This is a genomic window from Palleniella muris (genome assembly GCF_004792655.1).
GTDB classification, from domain to species: domain Bacteria; phylum Bacteroidota; class Bacteroidia; order Bacteroidales; family Bacteroidaceae; genus Prevotella; species Prevotella muris_A.
Genome location: NZ_SRZC01000003.1, coordinates 178811 through 201182 on the forward strand (window position 1 = coordinate 178811; position 22372 = coordinate 201182).

The following is a 22372-nucleotide window of genomic DNA, read 5'->3' on the forward strand; positions in this document are numbered from 1 at the left end:
CTATATTATATGTCATTTTTCAGGAAATCTTTGCAAAGGTAATAAAAAAAACATAATTCATGCTTCCTTTATTGACATTAATTTGTAACTTTGCAAAAAATTCACAATAATTCACAGCAACCGACAACAATAAGGATTATGACAGACTTCAAAACACTGGTGCAGACGCGACGTTCGCACCGCAAATTCTCAGAGAAACCGCTTGACGGAGAGGACGTAAGACTGATACTTCGTGCCGGGCTTATGGCGCCAACAAGCAAATCCACACGCGCATGGCATTTTATCGTTGTGGAGGACAAGACTGACCTTGAGAAACTTTCTGACGCAAAAGACCTCGGCGGTACATTTATCAAGAATGCTCCGCTCGCAATCGTCGTCACGGCAAGCCCTTACGAATCGGACTGCTGGATAGAGGACTGCTCTATCGCGGCAATAAGCATGCAGTACCAGGCAGAAGAATTGGGCATCGGTTCATGCTGGGCACAGATGGACAAGCGCGGACTTAGCGACGGTACAAGTGCCAACGAGGTCATCCGGGGCATACTGGACATTCCTGAGGAGCAGCACATCCTTTGTGTACTCGCATTTGGTTTTGCAACGGATGAACGCAAGCCACAGAACGAAGACAGGTTAAAATGGGAGAATGTTCATATCGGTAAATTTTAGTTTATATATCTGTTATATAGTGAGTTGTGATACTTTATTTCACCCAAAACTTTACACTGCAAAACAAAAGGTAACACTTTACCACATAAAAGGTTACTTTTTACCATACAAAAGATTACGGTTGACAATGCAAAAGGTTACCTTTCGCAACACCATCTCTCACACTGCATTTCAAGACGCCTGTCGTAGTATACAAAAGAAACATACACAACAGCCATAAAACAACATACAGAAACCATATTCTTAAACACACAAATGATTATCCTTGCAAGTAATTCCCCAAGACGAAAAGAGCTTCTTGGCGGACTGGACATGGAGTTCAGGACATGGGTCATCCTGGGTATCGACGAGTCTTACCCTAGTACAATGAAAGCGGAAGTTGTCCCGGAATACATAGCACAAAAGAAGACTATTCCCTATTTCAATGATGAAAATATCGGCGAATTCACCGATGAGGACATTATACTCACAGCCGATACTGTCGTCATCCTTAACGGCGAAGTGCTGGGAAAACCGAAAGACGAGAAGGATGCGTGCCTTATGTTGCGCAAACTCAGTGGCAGAACCCACCATGTCATCACCGGAGTCTGCCTCCGCACAAAAGCGAAAATGCGCCATTTCAGCGTGAAAACCGATGTCACTTTTGCCAACCTTACAGACGAGCAAATCGAATATTACGTATCAAACTACCACCCTCTTGACAAAGCCGGTTCTTATGGCGTTCAAGAATGGATAGGCTATATTGGCGTGACAAAGCTCGAAGGCTCATATTTCAATGTTATGGGACTGCCTGTACAAAGAATTTACGAAGAATTGAAGATTTTTTAGCATGTTTTCATCTTTTCATTGTGAAAATCTGTTATTTTTCTTTCATTATTCAAAAAAATAATATAACTTTGCAAGCAACATTATTGCCTTAAATCATACATGTGCATATTTTAATACATATACGCTTGTATGCGACACGCAAGAGAACACAATGAACGAACAAATAAAACATGATGGCGTAATCATTTCCATTGAAGGCGAGCACCTACAGGTGCGCATCGCCCAGACGGCTGCATGCCTGCATTGCAAGATTACACGTCACTGCAATTCCGCAGACAGCAAAGAGAAAATCATCGATGTCTGGACACGCAAATCCGGCAAATATCATGTCGGTCAGAATGTCTGTGTCGTAATGGGAGGAAAAATGGGTCTGACAGCGGTACTTATAGCATTTGTCATACCGGTTGTGCTGGCTGTCGCTGCAATTCTCTCTATCCTTAACATGACAGAGCCTGACGGACTATGCCCTGTTGCAGAGCCATACAACCAAGGTTATGCCGCTATTGGCGGAATGGCTGTATTCGGAATATACTACATTGTGCTTTATTTCTGCAAGAACCTGATACAGTTGAAATTCCGGTTCACTATTGAAGAAAAGTGAAAACTACACATAAATAACTAACAAAATAAACAAACATTATGAATGAGATTATCGTTCCAGTACTCGTCTTGGGTGTCATAGCGCTCATCGCTTCGGTGTTGCTCTATGTTCTCTCCAAGAAGTTTGCTGTTGAGGAGGATGCCCGATTGCCACTCATCATCGAGGCTCTCCCTGGCGCCAACTGCGGTGGCTGCGGCTTCCCCGGTTGTGCCGGTCTGGCAAATGCTCTCATCAAAGGGTCTAATGCAGGCTCAATAGACGGGCTTTCATGTCCGGTCGGAGGTGAGGACACTATGTCAAAGATTGTTGATTTGCTCGGTGCGGCTGCAGCTAATCCTGCACCTGCTGAAAAGCCTGCTGCAAAAGCGGAAAGCGGAGCAAAGAAGTCCTTCAAACCTGCTCCTGTGGAAAAGGCATTCGTTCCTACTGCCGTTCCTACCGTGAAGCCTTGCGACAAGCCTGTGAATATGCCGGCAGGATGCAAGCCTGCAGACGTGAAATCACTCAAAACCATTTAATTCAAGGAGGTATAGCAAATGAAAGTACGTACTTTTAGACTTGGTGGCGTCCATCCGGAAGAGAACAAACTGAGCAATGACGCCGTTACAAAACCTGCTCCACTTCCTAAGCAGGCTGTATTGCTGATGACACAGCATATCGGAGCTCCTGCAAAACCTGTTGTCAAAGAAGGTGACAAGGTCAAGGTGGGAACATTGATTGCTGAAGCCGGTGGCTTCGTCAGTGCTCCTGTCCACAGCTCTGTTTCCGGTACTGTGATAAAGGTCGGTGAGGCTGTTGATGCCGTAGGTGCAAACAGACCTGCCGTATATATAAAGGTGGAAGGTGACGAATGGGAGCCAACAATTGACCGTTCAGACAAGCTTGAGACACTGGAAGCGCATCCGGAACTCACACCAGAGGAAATTGTCAACCGCATCAAGAATGCAGGTATCGTGGGTATGGGTGGTGCTTGTTTCCCTACATTCATCAAACTTTGCCCTCCACCTACTGCAACAGCAGAGTGCATAATAATCAATGGTGTGGAGTGCGAACCTTATATCACTTCTGACTACCGCCTTATGCTTGAGAAAGCGGACGAACTCATTGAGGGCGTGAAAATCCTCATGAAGGGTGCGAAAGTGAATCAAGGCTATATCGGCATTGAGGAGAACAAGCCTGCTGCAATAAAACTCATAGCAGAGAAGATTGCGGAGAAGAACATCACAAACATAGAGGTTGTCCCTCTTGCTAAGAAATATCCACAGGGTGGCGAGAAACAGCTTGTCGATGCTGTCATACGCCGTCAGGTTCCGGCACCTCCGGCAATACCTGTCAATGTGGGTGCAATCGTACAGAACGCTGCGACAGCCTACGCTGTGTATGAGGCAGTCATGAAGAATAAGCCTCTCTTTGAGCGTTACACAACTGTTACCGGCAAGCAGATAAAGACTCCTTCCAACTACTTGGTGCGTATGGGCACATCGTTCCAGGAGCTTATAGACCTGTGTGGCGGCATGCCGGCAGGCGACAACAAGGTTCTTGCGGGTGGTCCCATGATGGGACGTGCCGTCAATACGCTTGACGTTACAGTAGGAAAAGGTCAGAACTGTATCACTGTCCTCACTGATGCTGACGCTAAGCGCAAGGAGATAGACCCTTGTATCCGCTGCGCAAAATGTGTAGGCGCTTGTCCTATGGGTCTTGAGCCTTACCTCCTTGCAACTTGTTCTTCAAAGAAGATGTGGGATAAGGTTGAAGCAGAGATGATTACATCTTGTATCGAATGTGGCTCTTGCCAGTTCACATGTCCTTCGCATCGTCCTCTCCTGGACAACATACGAGTCGGAAAGTCTACAGTAATGGGCATCATACGCTCACGCAACGCAGCACCGGCTCCTGCGCCGGCAAAGAGTGGCAGTGCACCAGCACCGGCAGGAAAGGGAACAGCAAAGCCTATGTCTACTGCTGACAAACCATTCGTTCCTACTTCAATACCGACAGTAAAACCGGCAAACAAGCCTGTAAACTTACCGGCAGGATGCAAGCCGGCTGATATGAAATCACTCAAATCAATTTAAATCCCTTATAAAATTGAATAATAAAAATGGGAAATCTTATAGTTTCATTTTCTCCGCATGCACACGGAACTGACAGTGTGAGCAAGAATATGTACGGTGTAATCATCGCACTTGTTCCTGCCCTTCTCGTCAGCTTCTACTATTTTGGGCTTGGTTCCGCCATTGTGTGTGCCACAAGCGTCATTGCCTGTGTGTTCTTCGAATGGGCAATAAGCAAATTCATTTTGAAGCAGGAGCGTATGACAGTATGCGACGGTTCTGCCGCTCTCACCGGACTTCTATTGGGTATGAACCTTCCGAGCAACCTCCCTATATGGATGATTGTCGTTGGTGCTCTCATCGCTATCGGAGTGGGCAAGATGACATTCGGCGGTCTTGGGCAGAATCCTTTCAACCCTGCACTTGTGGGACGTTGCTTCCTGCTTGTCAGCTTCCCTACTGCCATGACATCATGGCCTCTTCAGGGACAGATGACAAGCTACCTTGACGCAGAGACTGGTGCAACCCCTCTCGCACTCATGAAGCAGGCGATAAAGGGTGATACTTCGGCATTGGAGCAGCTTCCTTCTGCAACAGACATGTTCCTTGGTAATGCAACAGCCGGCGCAGGAACAATCGGTGAGATTTGTGCATTGGCACTCCTCCTCGGACTCGTCTATCTCCTTTGGAAGAAAATCATCACTTGGCACATTCCTGTATCAATCATTGGCACAGTATTCGTACTTGCCGGTCTTCTTTGGCTTTGCGACTGTAATACTTATGCTAATCCGTTCCAAGTGCTTTTTGCCGGTGGTCTTATGCTGGGTGCCATATTCATGGCGACAGACTATGTCACATCTCCAATGTGTGCGAAAGGCCAGATTATCTATGGTGTGTCAATCGGTGCACTGACTGTTATCATACGTAACTGGGGTGCTTATCCGGAAGGAATGTCTTTCGCAATCCTTATAATGAACGCATTCACACCACTCATTAACATGTACACCAAACCAAAGCGTTTTGGAGAGGTTCCGGCTAACAAATAAACAGGAGGCAAAGATATGGAAAAACTCAAATCAAATCTTCAGAATATGGTGATTGTCCTCGTAGCTGTGGCAGTCATCTGTGGCGGTCTCCTCGCATTTGTCAATCAGACGACAAAGCCTGCCATTGACAAGCAGGCTGAGAAAACTCTTGCTGACGGCATAAAGGCTGTCCTTGCTGCTGACCAGGTTACTGTACAGGATACAAAAGAGGTCACACGCAACATTGACGGCAAAGACCAGGTTTTTGTTATCTACACTACTGACAAAGGAACTGCTGTGCAGTCTACTGACCCTAATGGTTTCGGTGGCAATCTTAAGGTTCTTGTTGGCTTTGATGAGAATGGTGTAATCCTTGGCTACACTGTCCTTGAACATGCTGAAACTCCGGGACTTGGCGCAAAAGCTTCAGACTGGTTCCAGAAAGAGCAGCCTGGATGCATTGTTGGCATGAATCCGGCAGAGAGCAACCTTACAGTATCAAAGGATGGCGGTGAGATTGACGCTATAACAGCTTCAACAATCACATCACGTTCTTTCCTTCGCGCTGTACAGCAGGCATTCAACACATTTAAGGAAAACAAATAAAGGAGGAACACATTATGTCAAAAATTGGAATTATCATTAATGGCATCGTAAAGGAGAATCCTACCTTTGTGCTGATGCTTGGTATGTGTCCTACCTTGGCCACTACCACAAGTGCCATAAACGGTATGATGATGGGACTTGCAACAATGGTTGTGCTTATATGCTCGAACATTGTAATCTCACTCATCAAGAAACTCACTCCGGATATGGTGCATATCCCTGTGTACATTGTCGTAATCGCCACACTCGTGACCATTGTGCAGTTATGTCTTCAGGCTTATGCTCCAGAGATAAACAAGTCCCTCGGACTCTTTATCCCACTTATCGTGGTGAACTGTATCATTCTTGGTCGCGCAGAATCTTTCGCATGTAAGAACAACGCTCTTGACTCGGCACTTGACGGTATAGGCATCGGACTTGGTTTTACAATCGGTCTTACAATACTCGGTATCTGCCGTGAACTTCTTGGCAACGGTACAGTGTTTGGGGTTGAACTCATTCCTTCCGAGTACTCTATTCTGATTTTCGTCCTGCCTCCAGGAGCATTCCTCACACTGGGCTATATCATTGCAGTCATTAACAAATTCAAGAAGGCTTAACTATGGAATATATATTGGTATTTATCGCAGCGATATTCGTTAACAATATCGTCCTGTCACAGTTTCTCGGCATCTGCCCATTCCTTGGTGTCAGCCAAAAAGTCAGCACAGCATTGGGCATGTCCGGAGCGGTTGCCGCAGTCATGTTCGTTGCTACTTTGGTGACATGGTGTCTTCAGATGTTTGTACTCAATCCATTCGGACTTGGTTATCTCCAGACACTTTCATTCATCCTTGTAATCGCCGCTCTTGTACAGATGGTGGACATTGTTCTTAAGAAAGTCTCTCCTCCACTCTATCAGGCTCTCGGCGTGTTCCTTCCTCTGATTACAACAAACTGTGCCGTACTCGGTGTGGCAATCTCTGTAATCCAGAAGGACTACTCACTCCTCATGTCTATAGACTATGCTATCGCATCAGCATTAGGCTTCGGTCTTGCCCTGATTCTCTTTGCAGGACTTCGTGAGCAGCAGGAGTTTGCAAATATACCGAAGGGAGTGAAAGGAGTTTCCATAACTCTTATTACAGCATCTTTGCTTGCCCTCTCTTTTATGGGCTTCTCCGGTGTAGATGGTGGTCTGAAAGTTCTTTTCGGACTCAACTAAAGATAATAAAAATAGGCTTGACGGGCTTGTCCCTGAGAGCCTATTTTGTGTTTGTGTTGTTGGCAGGTTTCGTCGTGAGACGGAACCTGTTCCTTGTTTATATATGTTACATATTATAGGCGAATTTATAAGCGGATTAAACTTTTTGAAAAATATTTTATTGATTTGTTTTGCAAATTTGAAAGAAAATTAATAACTTTGTCTGCAAATCCGGTTAGCCCTCATGGGCTTGTGGGTTAAACATATTGGTAAATGTTGCGTGAAGCAAAGGGATTGAACGTGGGTTGTAGCCATGAATGCCAATGCGAAGCGCACATAAAAAAGACGTTTACGAACGTTATCTTTTGGTCTCAAATTCTCGCAAAGTTTGATACACCCAAAAGAGATACGGCAACATGAACGTCCGCGTGGGAGGTATTATACCCATACCTCTCTTTGTCTTTTGATAAGGAATTTGTATGTATTATAATATGTCATGACGTGGGCTAACTGTGTTGTCTATCCTTTGGGGAGGCAATGCGAGAAGCCTGAGACTGGGATAGGCAGAGAGTACAAATTCCCACGTCTTTTTTGTACCTATAAATCAACAATCGTTAATGTTTTTAGGGCTAAATTCGGGAGTTTGATAGGCACTTTATCAATTAGTCATGAGAAAATTTATTAATTTACTCATCATTGCTTCAACATCTTGTGCGGTAACTGGATGTTTTGGCACAAAAACGAGTACGAAAGATTTATACGAGCCGTGGCTAAAGCCAGATTCATCTGTCTACAGACACTTTGGGGAAAGACTAAGTTCTATTCTATTTTCTCTTGACAGCGTAAAATGCTATCATTTAGCTTATAGAGATACAGTCGACAAGGAAAAGGATATTAATGATAATTTCATTCGTGATAGGTTTCTTTGTAGATTAAGCAAAGAACAGACAGTAGTGTTACAGTATGTTCTTATGAATAATTATAGAAGTTATTCGCATGATTCCATAAGAGTCCAAGCACCTTATTTGCCAAGTGTTGAATTCCTGTTTATTAAGCAAGGTAGCCTTAAGGCAAGTGTTATTATATCAACATCAGATATGACTTGGACCGTGGTATCTGGCAATAAGACTTTATTCAACTATGACTATGTAGATACCAAAGTTGTTAGTCGATATTGCAATGAACTTATTAATAAGTACTACTGCAAAAAAATAATTAAAAGATGAAGATGCAAAAATGTTTACTACTTATAGGTGTGTGTGTTCTGGTAGTATTGTCTATTGACGCACAAAAAAATCAGCTTTATAGGTTTCTTCAACACAACAGGAAAGAATATCCAGAAAGGCATGATATCCGAGGAGAGAATCGTACTAAACGAAATACAGACTATTGCCAGAAGTTTAGAGACATATGGATATGATTTTGATGGTCATGCCATATATGATGGGCTAAATTGCACAAAGTCCAATGTTATGAAAGCAATCGATGAGCTTCAAGTGGTTCCAGAAGATATTGTGATATTTTATTACAGCGGTCATGGAGGTCGTGCATTGAATGATGATGATCCATTTCCCCAAATGTGCCTAACTGAAGGTCCAAGCAATTACATCCCTGCAACTTTGGTAAGAAATATGATTTTGAGGAAAAAAACAAGACTTACGGTTGTTCTTACTGGCTGTTGTAATTCTGAAGGTTCTGAAATATCCATTAAAAGCGTATATGTACAAGGACAAAATTATACTGTTCAGAAAGAAAAGAATCATGAGTATTACAAAAAACTTTTCATAGACAACACTGGTTGGGTACAGATGACGAGTAGTCGAGCAAAAGAGTACTCTTACACAGGTGATGGCGGTAGTTTCTTTTGTCATGTTTTTTGGACAGTAATGAATGGCGTTGGCGAAGGAATGATTGATGCCGACTGGAATATTCTTTGCAAAAATGTTCAAGAATACGTCAGTTCTATTGCAATACATGCAGAGAATGGTATAGCATATCAACATCCTGACTATAGGGTGAACACTAGTTGTGAAGGTGTATCTAACATCAAGAAAGATAAGAAAAATGGAGATACGAATTCTTCTATAAGCGATGCCATCAATTCCCTTTTAGATAAATCAAAAAGTATTGACAGTAGGTTGAACATGATCCCTTCAATCATGTCAAATCATTTTTCTTCAGTCCAGTTGGTACGCACTCTGGCAAGAAATATGACAACCGTGGTTGACCATGAAGACCCCAATACATTTCTTATGCGCATTACCATGTCTCCATATATTGAACAAGTTAATATTGTAGAACAAAATGGAAGCATTATGTCTGTCCACGAAATACGTTCACGATAAAAACAATAACTTATGAATACCTTAATATTAAAAATTGTAGTTGTATTATCAGCATTACACTTCTACCTCCCAAGCTATGCCCAGCAGTTAACAGCTGAAGAAAAAGAACTTCTTCAGACACGTGTAAAGAACAAAGTTGATGAATACCAGTATTACCTCAAACAACTAAGTGACAAATTGTCAACAAGTCGCGCAGTGAAAGATAACGCTTACACTTTAGCTCTAAAATTGTTCATTGGAGAAGGTGAAAACTATGAAGTATCTGATGAAGACTTGTGTAGGGACGTGATAAAGAGCGCAGTACGTATGGAAATATCAAGCAAGTATCGTTCCACAAAATCACGAATTATGCAAAAACGGTATTTGATAAATCTTCGCGAGAACAGAACTTATTCGCAGATTGAAATTACAGACGCAGACGTAGTTCGTATTGATAATATCCATCGTGTTGGGAATCACTATGAGTGTATGGCATATTTTTGCCAAAATAATGTTCCACCAGTAAAGCGTACTCAGTTAACCATAGACCAATTAAGAGCCCGTACCGCCTATTCTTATTCAAAAGCTAATTATGATTTAGCGTATGATTATTATGAACAATTGGTAAGCAGAGCACCAACAGATGGAAATGCCGCTTACCGTATTGCACTTATGACTTTCTGGCGTAAAGGATGCAAGTACAAATTCAGAAATCGCAAATCTGCTCAAACAAAAGCGAAAGAGTATTTGAATAAAGCAATAGCGTATGGTAGTCCTGAAATAAAAAGTAAAGCAGAGAATGTGCTGAATAATTGGAATCAGAGGAATGTCTATTTCTAAACTGTCCAAAACGAATATCACGCCTCCCTATCTGAATCCCTCTTGTGCTTGTCACAATTCCATTGTGCTTATTATGGAAAGTTTGCTGTATGGGACAGAAATGGATAAACTAAAATGTCAGAATCCATACGAACATTCACACAATCCTTAATAGGCAGAACTACAATCAAACAAGAAATCCGCACATATTCCATTTCCCAATGGATATGTGCGGATTTAAGTTTCTTGCAGAGAAATTGCAAAAGCATTTCCTGACAAAAGATTTCTTTTGGTTTTGGAGAAGAAGAGAGAGATTAAGCCTCAGCAGCTTCAGTTGTCTCTGTCTCTTCTGCTGCAGCCTCAGCCTGTGCAGCAACAGCAGCAGCCTTCTTTTCTGCTACAGCCTTAGCCTTTGCTTCATTCTGTACCTTCTCTGCTGCAAGCTGTGTTGCCTTTGCTGCTTCCTTTGCTTTTGCAATAGCAGCCTTTGCTGCATCAACACCGTTTACTTTAGCCTGCTTCCAAGCGTCAAACTTCTGCTGAACAGCAGCTTCATCGAATGCGCCTTTCTTCACACCACCTTTGAGGTGCTTCATAAGATAAACGCCCTCTTTGCTGAGGATGTTGCGTACTGTGTCTGTTGGCTGAGCACCACACTCTACCCAGTGGAGAGCACGCTCGAAATTGATGTCAACAGTTGCAGGGTTTGTGTTTGGGTTGTAAGTTCCAAGCTTCTCGATGAAACGACCGTCACGTGGAGCACGTGAATCTGCGATTACAACACTGTAGAATGCGTAGCCCTTACGACCACCACGCTGGAGGCGAATTTTTGTTGCCATGAGTTAAATAATTGTTTTGTGCGGCACACGTGCCGCGGTTAATAATTAGATAATATGCTTCCAACACGTGAAAGTGAATGCAAAGTTACTCATTTTTAGCGAATTAACACTACATATCATTTACTGTAACAGCATATTTAATGTTTTTTTGCAGTTTTATGAGTAAAAATTGAAATAAATATATGCCAACCCTGCAAGAATAATGATTGTTATGATTGTGCGTATCAGGCATCCAACACATCTTTTCAGAAGCCATACTCCAATAATAAAGGCTACAATGCAGAGGGCATAATATGTTAAATTTTCCATGTTATATTATTTGATTTGTGGTTTTGCTTGTTCCTGCAGACTGTAGATTCATATTTATAAAACAGAATGTCAGTAGTTACTTGAAAAGTCTACGGAAAGTGGAAGGTATCGGGGTTGAAAATTCCATTGGTTCGCGTGTGACAGGATGATAGAAGCACAGCATATATGCATGTAGGCACAGGCGGTGCAATGGGTCATCCCCATTGCCATACTTCACATCTCCACATACAGGATGCCCAAGGTCGGCTGTATGCACACGAATCTGGTTTTTGCGTCCTGTTTCCAATTTATATTCTACAAGCGAATGCTCAGTTGTGCGTGCTAAAGTCTTATAATGTGTCACAGCATATTTTCCACCATTGTCTACAGGAGAACTGTAAGTCACGTATGCTTTGTTATCCTTCAGCCAGTTTGCAACAGTACCTTGGTCCTCCTCCATCTCACCGGACACCACAGCAACATATCTACGGTCAAATACTATATCATGCCAATTGTGCTCAAGTATCTGCTCAGTTTCCATATCTTTTGCATAGACCATCAATCCACTTGTATCACGGTCAAGGCGGTGGACAGTATGCGCACGACACTTTTGTCTGGTTTTGCAGAAATATTCATCAAGGACAGTTTTGACATTAAGTGTTGTGTGTGCACCTGCCATGGAAAGTATTCCAGGCATTTTCTCCACAACAATAAGATAGCGGTCTTCATAGACTATTTTAACCCACTTTGACTTGAATGTGTCATTACGCTTTGACTTTGAGATAGCGAGTTTCATTCCACGCTTTAATGGATAGTCGAACTGAGTGACAGTCTTGCCGCCAACTTTTATTCCCCTCCCCTGCAAAGTATCCTTTATCTTATTGCGTGACATTTTCACGTTTTTCAAGAGATACTCAAGTAATGGAGCTTCATACTCGACCTGAATATAAGAATAATCCTGTGGGGTGTTGTTATAGTAATGTTTCATATTCTCTTTATTAAAACTATTATACGACTAACGGAAAAGAACCTCCTCACCATGCGATTCTTCATCAAACACACCGTCAGCAAAAATATGATTACCATTGCATAATGTGTGGATTACACGCCAACTGAAAGTCTTTCCCTCCAACGGACTCCAATGACATTTGCTTTGCACATCAGCAGCAGAAAGTGTCCATTCCGGCACATTCTTTGAAACAATGGCTATGTCCGCCTTATAGTTCTCACGAAGGAAGCCACGGTCCCGAATACAGAATAGCCGTGCCGGATTATGGCACATCAACTCTACCATACGTTCTATTGACAACACTCCCTCATCAACAAGCGACAACATTGTCACCAAAGAAAACTGCAACATTGGCATTCCAGACATTGCTCTTGCTGCACCTCCTTTCTTTTCCTCAAGAGTATGTGGAGCATGGTCAGTTCCTATGGTAAATACAGTTCCATTGGAAAGTCCTTTACGCAATGCTTCCCTATCAGCAAACCCTTTTATTGCAGGGTTACATTTTATACGTGTTCCCAAGGTTTCGTAATCCTTATCACAGAACATCAAATGGCTTACTGTTGCTTCGCATGTTATTTGTGGAAGACTGCTGTCATGAGTTCCTTCACATACATAGTTGGCATTAAGTTCACTCACAAGAGCAAGTTCCTCTTGTGTTGAGACGTGAGCCAAATGAAAATGTGTACCATATTTTTTTGCGAGTTCCAACCCTTTTGTCGCAGACACAATACATGCTTCTTTTGAGCGTATGACAGGATGTAATGTAACATGCGGGTCTTCACCATATTGTACTTTGGCTTTCTCCATATTGGAGTTTATGATGTCAGTATCCTCGCAGTGTGCCATCAATGGCAGGGACAGCTCTTTTGACACTCTGAATATATTTTCCAATGATTTTCCACTATCTACAAGCATGTTTCCTGTGGAACTACCCATAAATAGCTTTATCCCAGGAATGCGGTGGCGGTCAAGACCGGAAAACAATTCTACATTATCATTCGTTGCACCGAAAAAGAAACTGTAATTGACATGACTCTGCCCCTCTGCAATACGGAACTTTTCCTCCAAAGCCTCCAGAGTTGTTGTTTGAGGTTGAGTGTTAGGCATATCGAAATATGTCGTCACTCCCCCGTAAGCAGCAGCGCGGCTTTCACTTTCAATGTCAGCCTTGTGGGTAAGTCCAGGCTCTCTGAAGTGCACATGAGTGTCTATCACTCCTGGAATAACAAAACACCCCGTGGCGTCTATTTCCTTATCATAAACACCACGGGGAGTATTTTCCAACGGCAGAACAGACTTTATCCTGTCATTCTCTATAATAATGTTGCCAGCAAAAGACTGTCCTTCATTGACAACAGTGCCATTCTTTATAAGTGTTCTCAATGTTATTTCTTATTAATAGTCCTACTCTACCGGAGTTGCCATATCAGCCGGAGTCGGCGGCATGGATTCAGTTGAACTTATAGGAGCTTGTGGCTGAGGAGCCGGAGTTTCCATACCGTTCATTATATTCTGGTTACGCTGTGCAGCGTCCATATAATCCTTCACATAGCTGTCAGTCTTGAACGTATCTGTCGCTTTACTCATTATGTCTTCTATCCATGGGGTCAACTCCGGATACTCATATACAGACGTAATCATCATAAACACGCCAGGACCGAGGATATTGTCAAAATTATCACATATAAATCCTGTTATCAACTTATCCTGCGCTACAGCTATACGCTCAGCATCAGCAGTAAGATTCTTATAGACATCATTCATATCTGCACCATCCATAATCGCTTGGTTCTCACGATGTGAAAGGTCGTTATACTGACTTTGCAGTCTATTGTAGTTGTCTATAAAATGTGACAGTTTGTCATTAAGCGCAGTGCCTGTACAGTTCTGCTTTGTATTATTAAGCTGAATGGATATTTTACCTTCCTCCAGAACTATAGGCATGACACTTTCGTTATCCATAAATATAGTTGCCATATATACTGAATCTGTTGAGCCAGAGAACTTGAACTGTCCATGTACAACCTCACAAGAGTCAATATTCTTCAGTTCACCGTTCTTGATAGCTTTCAAATACAGCATCTGACCATCAAGTGTAGATATGTTAGAAGTTCCCTGCACCTCAAACGTCTTAGCGCAGGAAGTACAAGTCAAAACTGTCAGTATGGTGTATAGTATTTTATTCATCGAATTAAGGTAAAAAATATAAGTGCTTTTGCGTTGCAAAGGTACTATGATATATTCAAGAATGAAAAAAAATTTATTCAATTTAATTTTCTCCCACCATGTTTTATAGGTTTTTAAGACTATTTTTTCATCTCTGACGTTATTCTGTGAGTCGTATACATCTGCAATATTGCACCAACAAGAAGCAGCACAACCCAATTGTTGTGAACAAACTGGATATATGTGAAATAACCGTCAATACTGCTGGCAATGAGTGGACGCAGGAAATGATAAACATTTTCAACCATCAACAGACCGGCTAAAACAAAACAAATTCCGGAAACAAGCTGGATAGAATACAACCGTCTGAGTGTCAATGTTCCGTTATCAGTAGCATCCCTACGCTGTGCTACAACATACGCAACAGAACCTATTATATATGTCCATGGTACAATTTTCGCAGCAACAGAAGCCCAATCATGTCCCGACATTAGCATTGAAGCCACGAGAAGACCTGTACTTATTACCATCAGAAGCCCACCGATGAGCATAACTATACCATTTGATTTATTCATTTTCTTCTTCACTTTTATTCGTTTGGAAATCGTTGATATAACGCGGATCTGTACTGAGCACAAAGATATCCTCGTTGTCTGTCTTCATAAAATAACGTTCACGAGCTATGCGCTCTATGTTTCTTGGATTACGCTCAAGGTCACGTAGCTGGCTTTTGTCTTTCTCGTAAATCTTGGTGTATTTTTCTATCTCTGACTGCAAATCCAAAATCTCATATTGGAGCAATACACGATGATAGAGGCTGTTGGAATCCGCAAAACCGACGACAATGGTGCCAATAACGAAAGTTATCAGATATTTATATCGTGAAAGGATGCTATGTATCGCCGCTCTATTCATGAAAACACATTACAAAAAATCATCTTTGCAAAAGTACGCAAATTTCCTGTACTTTTCCACCACCAAGCGCAATAATTAAGATTTGTTTGTAAAATCACCTGTTCCTTATAATTTCTTAATTTATCAAATACCTTATTTAATATCTCATCCATTTTTCGTAACTTTGCGAAAAATAACAATAACCGACAACTGAATTATGGAATACCAAGTTTCAGCACGCAAATACCGCCCCATGTCCTTCGCATCTGTCGTAGGACAGGAAGCTCTGACTACCACGCTGAAAAACGCTATCAAGTCTGGAAAACTTGCACACGCATTTCTTTTCTGCGGTCCACGTGGTGTGGGAAAAACAACATGTGCACGCATTTTCGCAAAAACCATCAATTGTGAGAACCCTTCTGCCGACGGTGAAGCTTGTGGAGAGTGTGAGAGTTGCAAGGCTTTTGCAGAGCAACGCTCCTACAACATCTTCGAACTTGACGCTGCATCAAACAATTCTGTCGAGAACATTAAGCAACTGATGGAGCAGACACGCATTCCACCACAAGTTGGCAGATACAAAGTCTTCATCATCGATGAGGTCCATATGCTTTCCACACAGGCATTCAACGCATTCCTAAAGACACTTGAGGAACCGCCATCTTACGTTATATTCATCCTTGCAACGACAGAGAAGAACAAACTTCTCCCGACAATCCTATCGCGCTGCCAGATTTATGACTTCGACAGAATGACAGTACCAAACACTGTCAATCATCTGAAAATGGTTGCCGAAAGGGAAGGATATACCTATGAGGAGGAGGCTTTAGAAGTCATTGCAGAAAAAGCGGACGGCGGAATGCGCGACGCTCTTTCCATCTTTGACCAGGCAGCATCATTCTGTCAGGGAGACATAACATTGGAAAAAGTTGTCAAAGACCTTAACCTCCTGGATATAGAAAACTATTTCCAAATTGTAGACCTTGCACTCCAAAACAAATGTGCGGAGACAATGGTATTGCTCAACAGAATGCTTTCCGACGGTATGGATGGCGGAAACATTGTCAGCGGACTTGCCGAACACATACGCAACGTGATGATGTCAAAGGATGCACAGACCATCCCGCTCCTTGAGACAAGCAAACGTTATGCACAGCGTTATCAGGAGCAAGCGCAAAAATGCTCAGCCATGTTCCTCTACAAGGCTCTGCAGATACTTACGCGCTGCGACCTTAACTACCGCCAAAGCAGCAACAAGCGACTTCTCGTCGAACTTACACTCATAGAAGTCGCCCAGATAACACAACCGGCAGACAGCAGCGACGGTGCGCCCCGTCTGGGGCGAAGATTGAAATCCCTGTTTAAGAACATCACTCCCAAACAGCCTAAACCGGCAGAGCAGGTGGCCGGGGCTGTGACTTCCTCGCAGAACGCAGAGCAGACAGCACAGCAAGGAAGCGGAGTAACCGTATCTGCAACAAATGCCGGAACAGCAGTCTCAGAGAACAAGCATCATGATATGGCAAAGACCGCTACCGGTATGCCAAAAATGAAACTCGGTGCGCTTGGCGGAACATTCAGTTCTCTTACCAAAAAGGACAATGTACAAGCCGCCAACGTAGAAACAAAGGTTATAGACAACGGCAAAGCAAAAGTTTTCAACAATGACGAACTTGCATTGCAATGGATGGCTATGTGCAACCGCATGGCACAGAAACGCGAATACATCGGGCTTGCAACAAGCATGCGGAACCTTGAACCACACATCACGGACTTTCCGAATGTGGAAATAGTCGTTACAAACAGTATCCTACTTGACCAACTGAAGCAAATCCATACAAGGATTTGGGCAACACTGGCAAAAGAACTTGCAAATTCCGAGATAAACATATCCTACCGTCTGGCTGAGAACACGGAACTAAAGAAAATCCTCACACCGCCGGAACTATTTGCGAAATTCAAGAGCCAACTGCCATCGTTCAATTTCCTTGTCAAGGAACTTGGTCTCGAACTCATGTAGCAATATGCACATTGCCGGTTGGACCTCCCCTCACATTCCTGCATAGAATTTTCCGGCTCACATCCTTTCGCCATGAACAGACAAATCCTCGACATTGCCCTCCCCAGCATAATCTCCAACATAACAGTACCACTGCTCGGACTGATAGATGTCGCAATCACAGGACATCTCGGCTCGCCTGCGTACATTGGGGCTATCGCTGTCGGAGGAACACTGTTCAATATCATATATTGGATGTTTGCTTTCCTGCGAATGGGAACAAGCGGCATGACTGCGCAAGCCTATGGCAGGAAAGACTTTCAGGAGATAAGGAAACACCTTTTGTGCAGTCTTGGAATTGCATTGTTGATATCCATCATACTTATAGCACTGGCAGCTGTTGTCAGAGAGACAGCTTTATTCTTTATCGCTCCATCAGCAGAGGTTGGTGATTTTGCACGCATATACTTCAATATAGGTATATTTGGAGCGCCAGCATCATTGGGATTGTTCGCTATCAACGGCTGGCTTATAGGAATGCAGAATTCCCGCACACCGATGTTCGTAGCCATAGCACAGAACATTTTGAACATCGTCATCAGCCTTTCCCTTGTCTATGGACTCGGAATGAAAGTCGAAGGAATAGCTTTAGGGACCGTGACAGCGCAATGGGGCGGCTTTGTCATGGCTCTCTTCATGCTAAAAAAGCAATATCAGAATATTCTTTTCTCCAACACTTGCCGGCTTACAGATGCCATAAAATTGATTTCCAGAAACGATTTATCCATATTTTTCTCAATAAATAAAGATATATTCCTCAGGACAATCTGCCTTATCACTGTGCATTTCACATTCATTGCGGCAGGCTCACGACTCGGTGATACGGCACTTGCCGTCAACACAATCCTCATGCAGCTGTTCACACTATACAGCTATTTCATGGACGGCTTCGCATTTGCAGGAGAAGCTCTTGCCGGCAAGACCATAGGGGCACAGGACAGAAAAAGCTACAACCTTGTTGTACGCAATCTGTTCATTTGGGGAGGCATAATGATTGCTGCATTCACATTGACATACCTTATCGGAGGACAATGGTTCATCAGTATGCTGACAGATGATGCCGATGTGCGCAACTCCGCAATGGACTACAGGCTGTGGATTCTCCTGTTCCCAATATGTGGCATGGCGGCGTTCATCTGGGACGGCATCTACATTGGTGCTGCTGCCACACGCTACATGCTGCTGTCCACAGCTATAGGAATGGCGATGTTTCTGTCTCTCAACTACATACTCTACCCTACTTTGAAAAATCACGGACTGTGGGCAGCATTCAACTGCTACCTTTTTATCCGTGGAGCAATCTTGACAGCAACAAGAAAAAAAGTATTCCGCTCAACAGTATAGACATTGTATGTCTGTAAGAATACATAGTATAATCCAACATCCTATTAACTAAACACAAAATGGAAAAAACATTAGTAATCCTCAAACCGTCATGCCTACAGCGTGGACTTGTCGGTGAAGTGACAAAAAGATTCGAACAAAAAGGTCTGCGTTTGGCAGGAATGAAAATGTGCCAACTGACAGACGATGTTCTCAGTGAGCACTATGCCCACCTTGCCGAACGCCCTTTCTTCCAACTGTTGAAGGACGCCATGATGGCAACACCTGTTATTGTCTGCTGTTTTGAAGGTGTAGGAGCCGTTGATGTCGTAAGGCAGATGGCAGGCACAACCAACGGACGCAAAGCACTCCCGGGAACAATACGCGGAGACTTCTCCATGTCGTCACAAGAAAACATCGTGCATACAAGTGACTCACTTGAGAATGCTGCAATTGAATTAAAACGGTTCTTCAAGGACGAAGAAATCTTCGACTATAAATCTGTATCAAATGCTTTCATATACGCTTCAGATGAAGTGTAATAGGCTATAGGTGTACAAAAAATCCACCTTTATTCCATTATAATCTGAGCAAATTTGTGACAAGAAAGCCCCTTTCAAAGCCGGAGATTTTATGGTTTGCCAATCTGCAATCATAATTGGACAACTAATTGCAAATTGTCACACATCCTGTTGTTTTTAATAAACACAAAACACAACAGATGTTAAAATATTATATATACAATGAAAGGTAACACTTTGCCGTGCAAAGTGTTACCTTTCATTAAATCAAGCGTTACCTTTTACAATGCAGAAGATAACCTTTTATTATGTCACTCATTATCTTCCGAATTTCATGTAATATCAGGTTCCTTTCTGGCTTATGACAACCAAGGAACTGTCGTGGAACACATTTTATTCCGAACCGATGTTACACTACCCTATTGGCTCAAATCCTTCTTGCAAGATTGGACATGGATACAGCCTGAAGGCCGGCAGTTTCTGTACGCAAACGGCTCTTGCCGAGTGTGACAGACTCATAGCCGTTGTCCAACGCCATGCGGACTTCATCTATGCTGAAGTCACCTTCCGGTCCGACAAGTACGGTTATATCGTCACTTTCATGCAAAGATTCCTCTTGTGAAACAGAACTTATCAAACTGAAAAAATCCTCCTTTGAAACTTCTTCATAGCAATGGCAGATGAATTTACGCCCTTCACGTGGCTGACAGATAAAGTTCTTGAAATCCAGCATCTCATTGACTATAGGTTTCCAGGCTTTATGACTCTGTTTAACAGCCGACACGACTATTTTCTCAATCCTGTCTGTACGGATTTTTGTTCGTTCTGAGAAACGACAATTGAGGAACGAAATCTCATCAAAACCTATCTCTGTTGCTTTCTCAACCATCCACTCAACCCTGTCCATCATCTTTGTAGGGGCTATGGCAAGATGTATGTGTCCACGCCAAGTTGGTTCTTGTTGCATGGTCTCTACAATACGGTACATACACTTCTTGTTCGTTACAAGTGTTATCTCTGCACGGTGGAATGCGCCCTTGCCATCCATAAAGAATATCTCGTCCCCTGACTGAAGACGCAAGACACGAATGGCATGTGTTGCCTCGTCCTGTGGCAGTTCTTCGGTTATTGTCGCCTCAGGAGCGTAAAAAAAGCGGACTTCTTTCATTTAATGAATGAATTATTAGTTTGAAGGTATATGCCCATAGTTTATATAAAAACAGTCTATGAGGAAAAGTTTTTCCATAACAAAGAGTCGACAGGCTAAAGTTTCCCTCTCCTCTTCAGCTCGTCTCGAATCGCGGAAGCCATCTCATACTTTTCCTGCTCTACAGCACTTTGCATCGCATCCTGCAGCATCTTGTCCGACAAGGCATTGTAGGGAAGTGCCATTGAGATGCCTCCAGTTGTGGCAGGGACTGCCTGGCGCTTCATCAACTGCAGAGTGGCGTAGAGCGGAACTCGGGTTATGACATGCATAAGGATTGCATCCGAAGCACGAAGAGACAACGGCTGGGAGGTCTCCGTGTTAATAATCATCGCTTTGTAAACACCGTCAACTATGTCGTTGATTACAAGTTCGCATTTGTAACCTACTTGATTAAGAAGTATATTTGCCAAAACATCAGGAAGCATTGTGTTGCACACTTTCTGCTTTGATATATGCATGTGAAGGGATTCTTTCATCGCCTTGTCGCAAACAATGGCAATCTGCATGATTTCCTCCTTATCTGTCAGTACGACAATGCCAACTTCAGGATTGCCGACAATCTCGGAAACACTGTGAACCTTCAACTCTACTTTTTCCTGCATAAAGAAGATGAATTTGTTTTATTAACGTAACATTAAATAATGAAAGCAGGGAGATTCTGTTCATCCCCCTGCTTTCGTATTTTTTTCATTAGTTTATTTTCTTTGGGTGGAAGATTATTGCAAACATGACGAGAACCAAAAGAGCGTAGCCCGCAAAGATGAACCAGCAAGTGCGCCATCCTTCAAGCTGGAGACTCTCCGGCTGATAGAACACATAATTGTTTACGACGGCTTGTGCGGAAAGAGTTCCTATTGTGGCTCCAAGTCCGTTTGTCATAATCATGAACAGTCCCTGTGCGGAAGAGCGAATATTGGAATCTGTAGTCTTGTCCACGAACAATGCTCCGGAGATATTAAAGAAATCAAATGCAACACCATAGACAATACAACTGAGCACAAACATCCATACACCGGTTCCGGGATTGCCTGTGCCAAAAAGTCCGAAGCGAAGCACCCATGCTCCCATTGCAATCATCATTACACTCTTTATTCCGAAACGCTTCAAGAAGAAGGGAATCAGAAGGATGCAGCATGTCTCACTGATTTGGGAAATGGAAATGAGGATATTCGCATGCTGTGCACCGAATGTATCAGCATACTCCGCAATGTCTTTGAATGATGATATGTAAGTGTTGGCATAGCCATTTGTGATTTGCAGACTTACTCCAAGGAACATTGAGAAGATGAAGAATATGGCCATTTCCTTCTTCTTGAAAAGCTGTATGGCGTCCAAACCGAGTTTCTGGACAATAGTTTCAGAATTGCCTGATGTCGCACAAGCTGCTTTTACTGGTGATGCCGGAAGAGTAAGTGCATAGACTGCAAGAATGAGGCTAAGAGCACCCGACACTATAAACTGCTGGCTTGTTGACTGATAACCACAAATGTCCACAAGCCACATAGTACAGATAAAGCCGATTGTTCCAAAAATGCGGATTGGCGGGAAATCTTTCACGGTATCCAATCCGGCTTTTGTCAAGGCATTGAAAGCTACAGAGTTGGACAATGCCAGTGTAGGCATGTAAAAAGCAACACTGATTGCATACAAGGTGAAAAGTACGCTTATGTCACAGTTATCAGACATTCCGTAGAATCCAGCGCCTGCCATGAAAGCTCCGGCGACAAGATGACACAAGGAGAGAAGCCGCTGTGCCTGTATCCAACGGTCAGCGACAATGCCCATTATGCCTGGCATAAAAATACTCACAACTCCCTGAATGGAATAGAACCATCCGATTATAGAACCAAAACCTGCATTCGCAAGATAATTGTTCATACATGTAAGATACGCTCCCCAGACAGCAAACTCCAGGAAGTTCATGATAGTCAGACGAACTTTTATGTTCATAGTT

22 protein-coding genes and 1 pseudogene are annotated in these 22372 nt (G+C 42.9%); 14 read left to right on the plus strand and 9 right to left on the minus strand.

Annotated features, from left to right (window positions below):
• Positions 1–138 precede the first annotated feature (138 nt).
• The 11 genes and pseudogenes from E5358_RS02900 (at position 139) to E5358_RS02950 (ending at position 10130) form a co-directional block, all read left to right on the plus strand.
• Positions 139–666, plus strand: a complete 528-nt coding sequence (locus tag E5358_RS02900) for a nitroreductase family protein (RefSeq protein WP_135938815.1) — start codon at positions 139–141, stop codon at positions 664–666.
• 255 nt (positions 667–921) lie between these two features.
• Positions 922–1494 carry a Maf family nucleotide pyrophosphatase gene (locus E5358_RS02905; RefSeq protein WP_135938816.1) on the plus strand — a complete coding sequence of 191 codons (573 nt, stop codon included), beginning with the start codon at positions 922–924 and terminating at the stop codon, positions 1492–1494.
• A 151-nt stretch (positions 1495–1645) separates the two neighbouring features.
• Positions 1646–2095, plus strand: coding sequence for a SoxR reducing system RseC family protein (locus tag E5358_RS02910; RefSeq protein WP_135938817.1), 450 nt, complete (start codon positions 1646–1648; stop codon positions 2093–2095).
• A gap of 38 nt (positions 2096–2133) precedes the next feature.
• The gene (locus tag E5358_RS15485) at positions 2134–2613 is read left to right on the plus strand and encodes a (Fe-S)-binding protein (protein WP_135938818.1); all 480 of its coding nucleotides are present in this window, start codon (positions 2134–2136) and stop codon (positions 2611–2613) included.
• An 18-nt stretch (positions 2614–2631) separates the two neighbouring features.
• A pseudogene (rsxC, locus tag E5358_RS02920) lies at positions 2632–3981 on the plus strand (electron transport complex subunit RsxC); the annotation flags it as partial.
• 218 nt (positions 3982–4199) lie between these two features.
• Positions 4200–5198, plus strand: coding sequence for an RnfABCDGE type electron transport complex subunit D (locus tag E5358_RS02925; protein ID WP_135938820.1), 999 nt, complete (start codon positions 4200–4202; stop codon positions 5196–5198).
• Between the two features lie 15 nt (positions 5199–5213).
• Positions 5214–5783, plus strand: coding sequence for an RnfABCDGE type electron transport complex subunit G (locus E5358_RS02930; RefSeq protein WP_135938821.1), 570 nt, complete (start codon positions 5214–5216; stop codon positions 5781–5783).
• A gap of 14 nt (positions 5784–5797) precedes the next feature.
• A complete protein-coding gene (gene rsxE / locus E5358_RS02935; protein ID WP_135938822.1) occupies positions 5798–6382 on the plus strand; it encodes an electron transport complex subunit RsxE in 585 nt (194 codons plus the stop codon).
• Between the two features lie 2 nt (positions 6383–6384).
• Complete coding sequence (locus E5358_RS02940) at positions 6385–6987, plus strand: electron transport complex protein RnfA (RefSeq protein ID WP_135938823.1); 603 nt, start codon at positions 6385–6387, stop codon at positions 6985–6987.
• A 1325-nt stretch (positions 6988–8312) separates the two neighbouring features.
• A complete protein-coding gene (locus tag E5358_RS02945) occupies positions 8313–9311 on the plus strand; it encodes a caspase family protein (RefSeq protein ID WP_135938824.1) in 999 nt (332 codons plus the stop codon).
• 12 nt (positions 9312–9323) lie between these two features.
• Positions 9324–10130 (plus strand): hypothetical protein, encoded by an 807-nt coding sequence (locus E5358_RS02950; protein ID WP_135938825.1) that lies wholly within the window; start codon positions 9324–9326, stop codon positions 10128–10130.
• 293 nt (positions 10131–10423) lie between these two features.
• Here the strand turns inward: E5358_RS02950 and E5358_RS02955 are convergent, their stop codons facing one another.
• The 6 genes from E5358_RS02955 to E5358_RS02980 all read right to left on the minus strand — a co-directional run bounded on the left by E5358_RS02955 (position 10424) and on the right by E5358_RS02980 (position 15326).
• Positions 10424–10948, minus strand: a complete 525-nt coding sequence (locus E5358_RS02955) for a 30S ribosomal protein S16 (protein ID WP_135938826.1) — start codon at positions 10946–10948, stop codon at positions 10424–10426.
• Between the two features lie 385 nt (positions 10949–11333).
• Positions 11334–12224 carry an RluA family pseudouridine synthase gene (locus E5358_RS02960; protein WP_135938827.1) on the minus strand — a complete coding sequence of 297 codons (891 nt, stop codon included), beginning with the start codon at positions 12222–12224 and terminating at the stop codon, positions 11334–11336.
• A gap of 27 nt (positions 12225–12251) precedes the next feature.
• Complete coding sequence (locus E5358_RS02965; RefSeq protein ID WP_135938828.1) at positions 12252–13628, minus strand: dihydroorotase; 1377 nt, start codon at positions 13626–13628, stop codon at positions 12252–12254.
• Positions 13629–13649: 21 nt separating this feature from the next.
• Positions 13650–14432, minus strand: coding sequence for a DUF4369 domain-containing protein (locus E5358_RS02970; RefSeq protein WP_135938829.1), 783 nt, complete (start codon positions 14430–14432; stop codon positions 13650–13652).
• A 119-nt stretch (positions 14433–14551) separates the two neighbouring features.
• On the minus strand, positions 14552–14986 hold the full coding sequence (locus tag E5358_RS02975) for a hypothetical protein (protein WP_135938830.1): 435 nt from the start codon (positions 14984–14986) through the stop codon (positions 14552–14554).
• A complete protein-coding gene (locus E5358_RS02980) occupies positions 14979–15326 on the minus strand; it encodes an FtsB family cell division protein (RefSeq protein ID WP_135938831.1) in 348 nt (115 codons plus the stop codon). Before E5358_RS02980 ends, E5358_RS02975 begins: the two co-directional genes overlap by 8 nt.
• A 193-nt stretch (positions 15327–15519) precedes the next feature.
• Between E5358_RS02980 and E5358_RS02985 the strand changes: the two genes are divergently transcribed.
• The 3 genes from E5358_RS02985 to ndk all read left to right on the plus strand — a co-directional run bounded on the left by E5358_RS02985 (position 15520) and on the right by ndk (position 19229).
• On the plus strand, positions 15520–17325 hold the full coding sequence (locus E5358_RS02985; protein ID WP_135938832.1) for a DNA polymerase III subunit gamma/tau: 1806 nt from the start codon (positions 15520–15522) through the stop codon (positions 17323–17325).
• A 72-nt stretch (positions 17326–17397) separates the two neighbouring features.
• Positions 17398–18708 (plus strand): MATE family efflux transporter, encoded by a 1311-nt coding sequence (locus tag E5358_RS02990; RefSeq protein ID WP_135938833.1) that lies wholly within the window; start codon positions 17398–17400, stop codon positions 18706–18708.
• Between the two features lie 59 nt (positions 18709–18767).
• Complete coding sequence (gene ndk, locus E5358_RS02995) at positions 18768–19229, plus strand: nucleoside-diphosphate kinase (RefSeq protein ID WP_135938834.1); 462 nt, start codon at positions 18768–18770, stop codon at positions 19227–19229.
• Between the two features lie 406 nt (positions 19230–19635).
• Here ndk and E5358_RS03000 read toward each other — a convergent pair whose 3' ends face one another.
• The 3 genes from E5358_RS03000 to E5358_RS03010 all read right to left on the minus strand — a co-directional run bounded on the left by E5358_RS03000 (position 19636) and on the right by E5358_RS03010 (position 22368).
• Positions 19636–20376, minus strand: a complete 741-nt coding sequence (locus tag E5358_RS03000) for a 16S rRNA (uracil(1498)-N(3))-methyltransferase (RefSeq protein ID WP_135938835.1) — start codon at positions 20374–20376, stop codon at positions 19636–19638.
• A gap of 95 nt (positions 20377–20471) precedes the next feature.
• Complete coding sequence (locus tag E5358_RS03005) at positions 20472–21020, minus strand: bifunctional nuclease domain-containing protein (RefSeq protein ID WP_135938852.1); 549 nt, start codon at positions 21018–21020, stop codon at positions 20472–20474.
• Positions 21021–21108: 88 nt separating this feature from the next.
• Complete coding sequence (locus E5358_RS03010; protein WP_135938836.1) at positions 21109–22368, minus strand: MFS transporter; 1260 nt, start codon at positions 22366–22368, stop codon at positions 21109–21111.
• Positions 22369–22372: the final 4 nt, after the last annotated feature.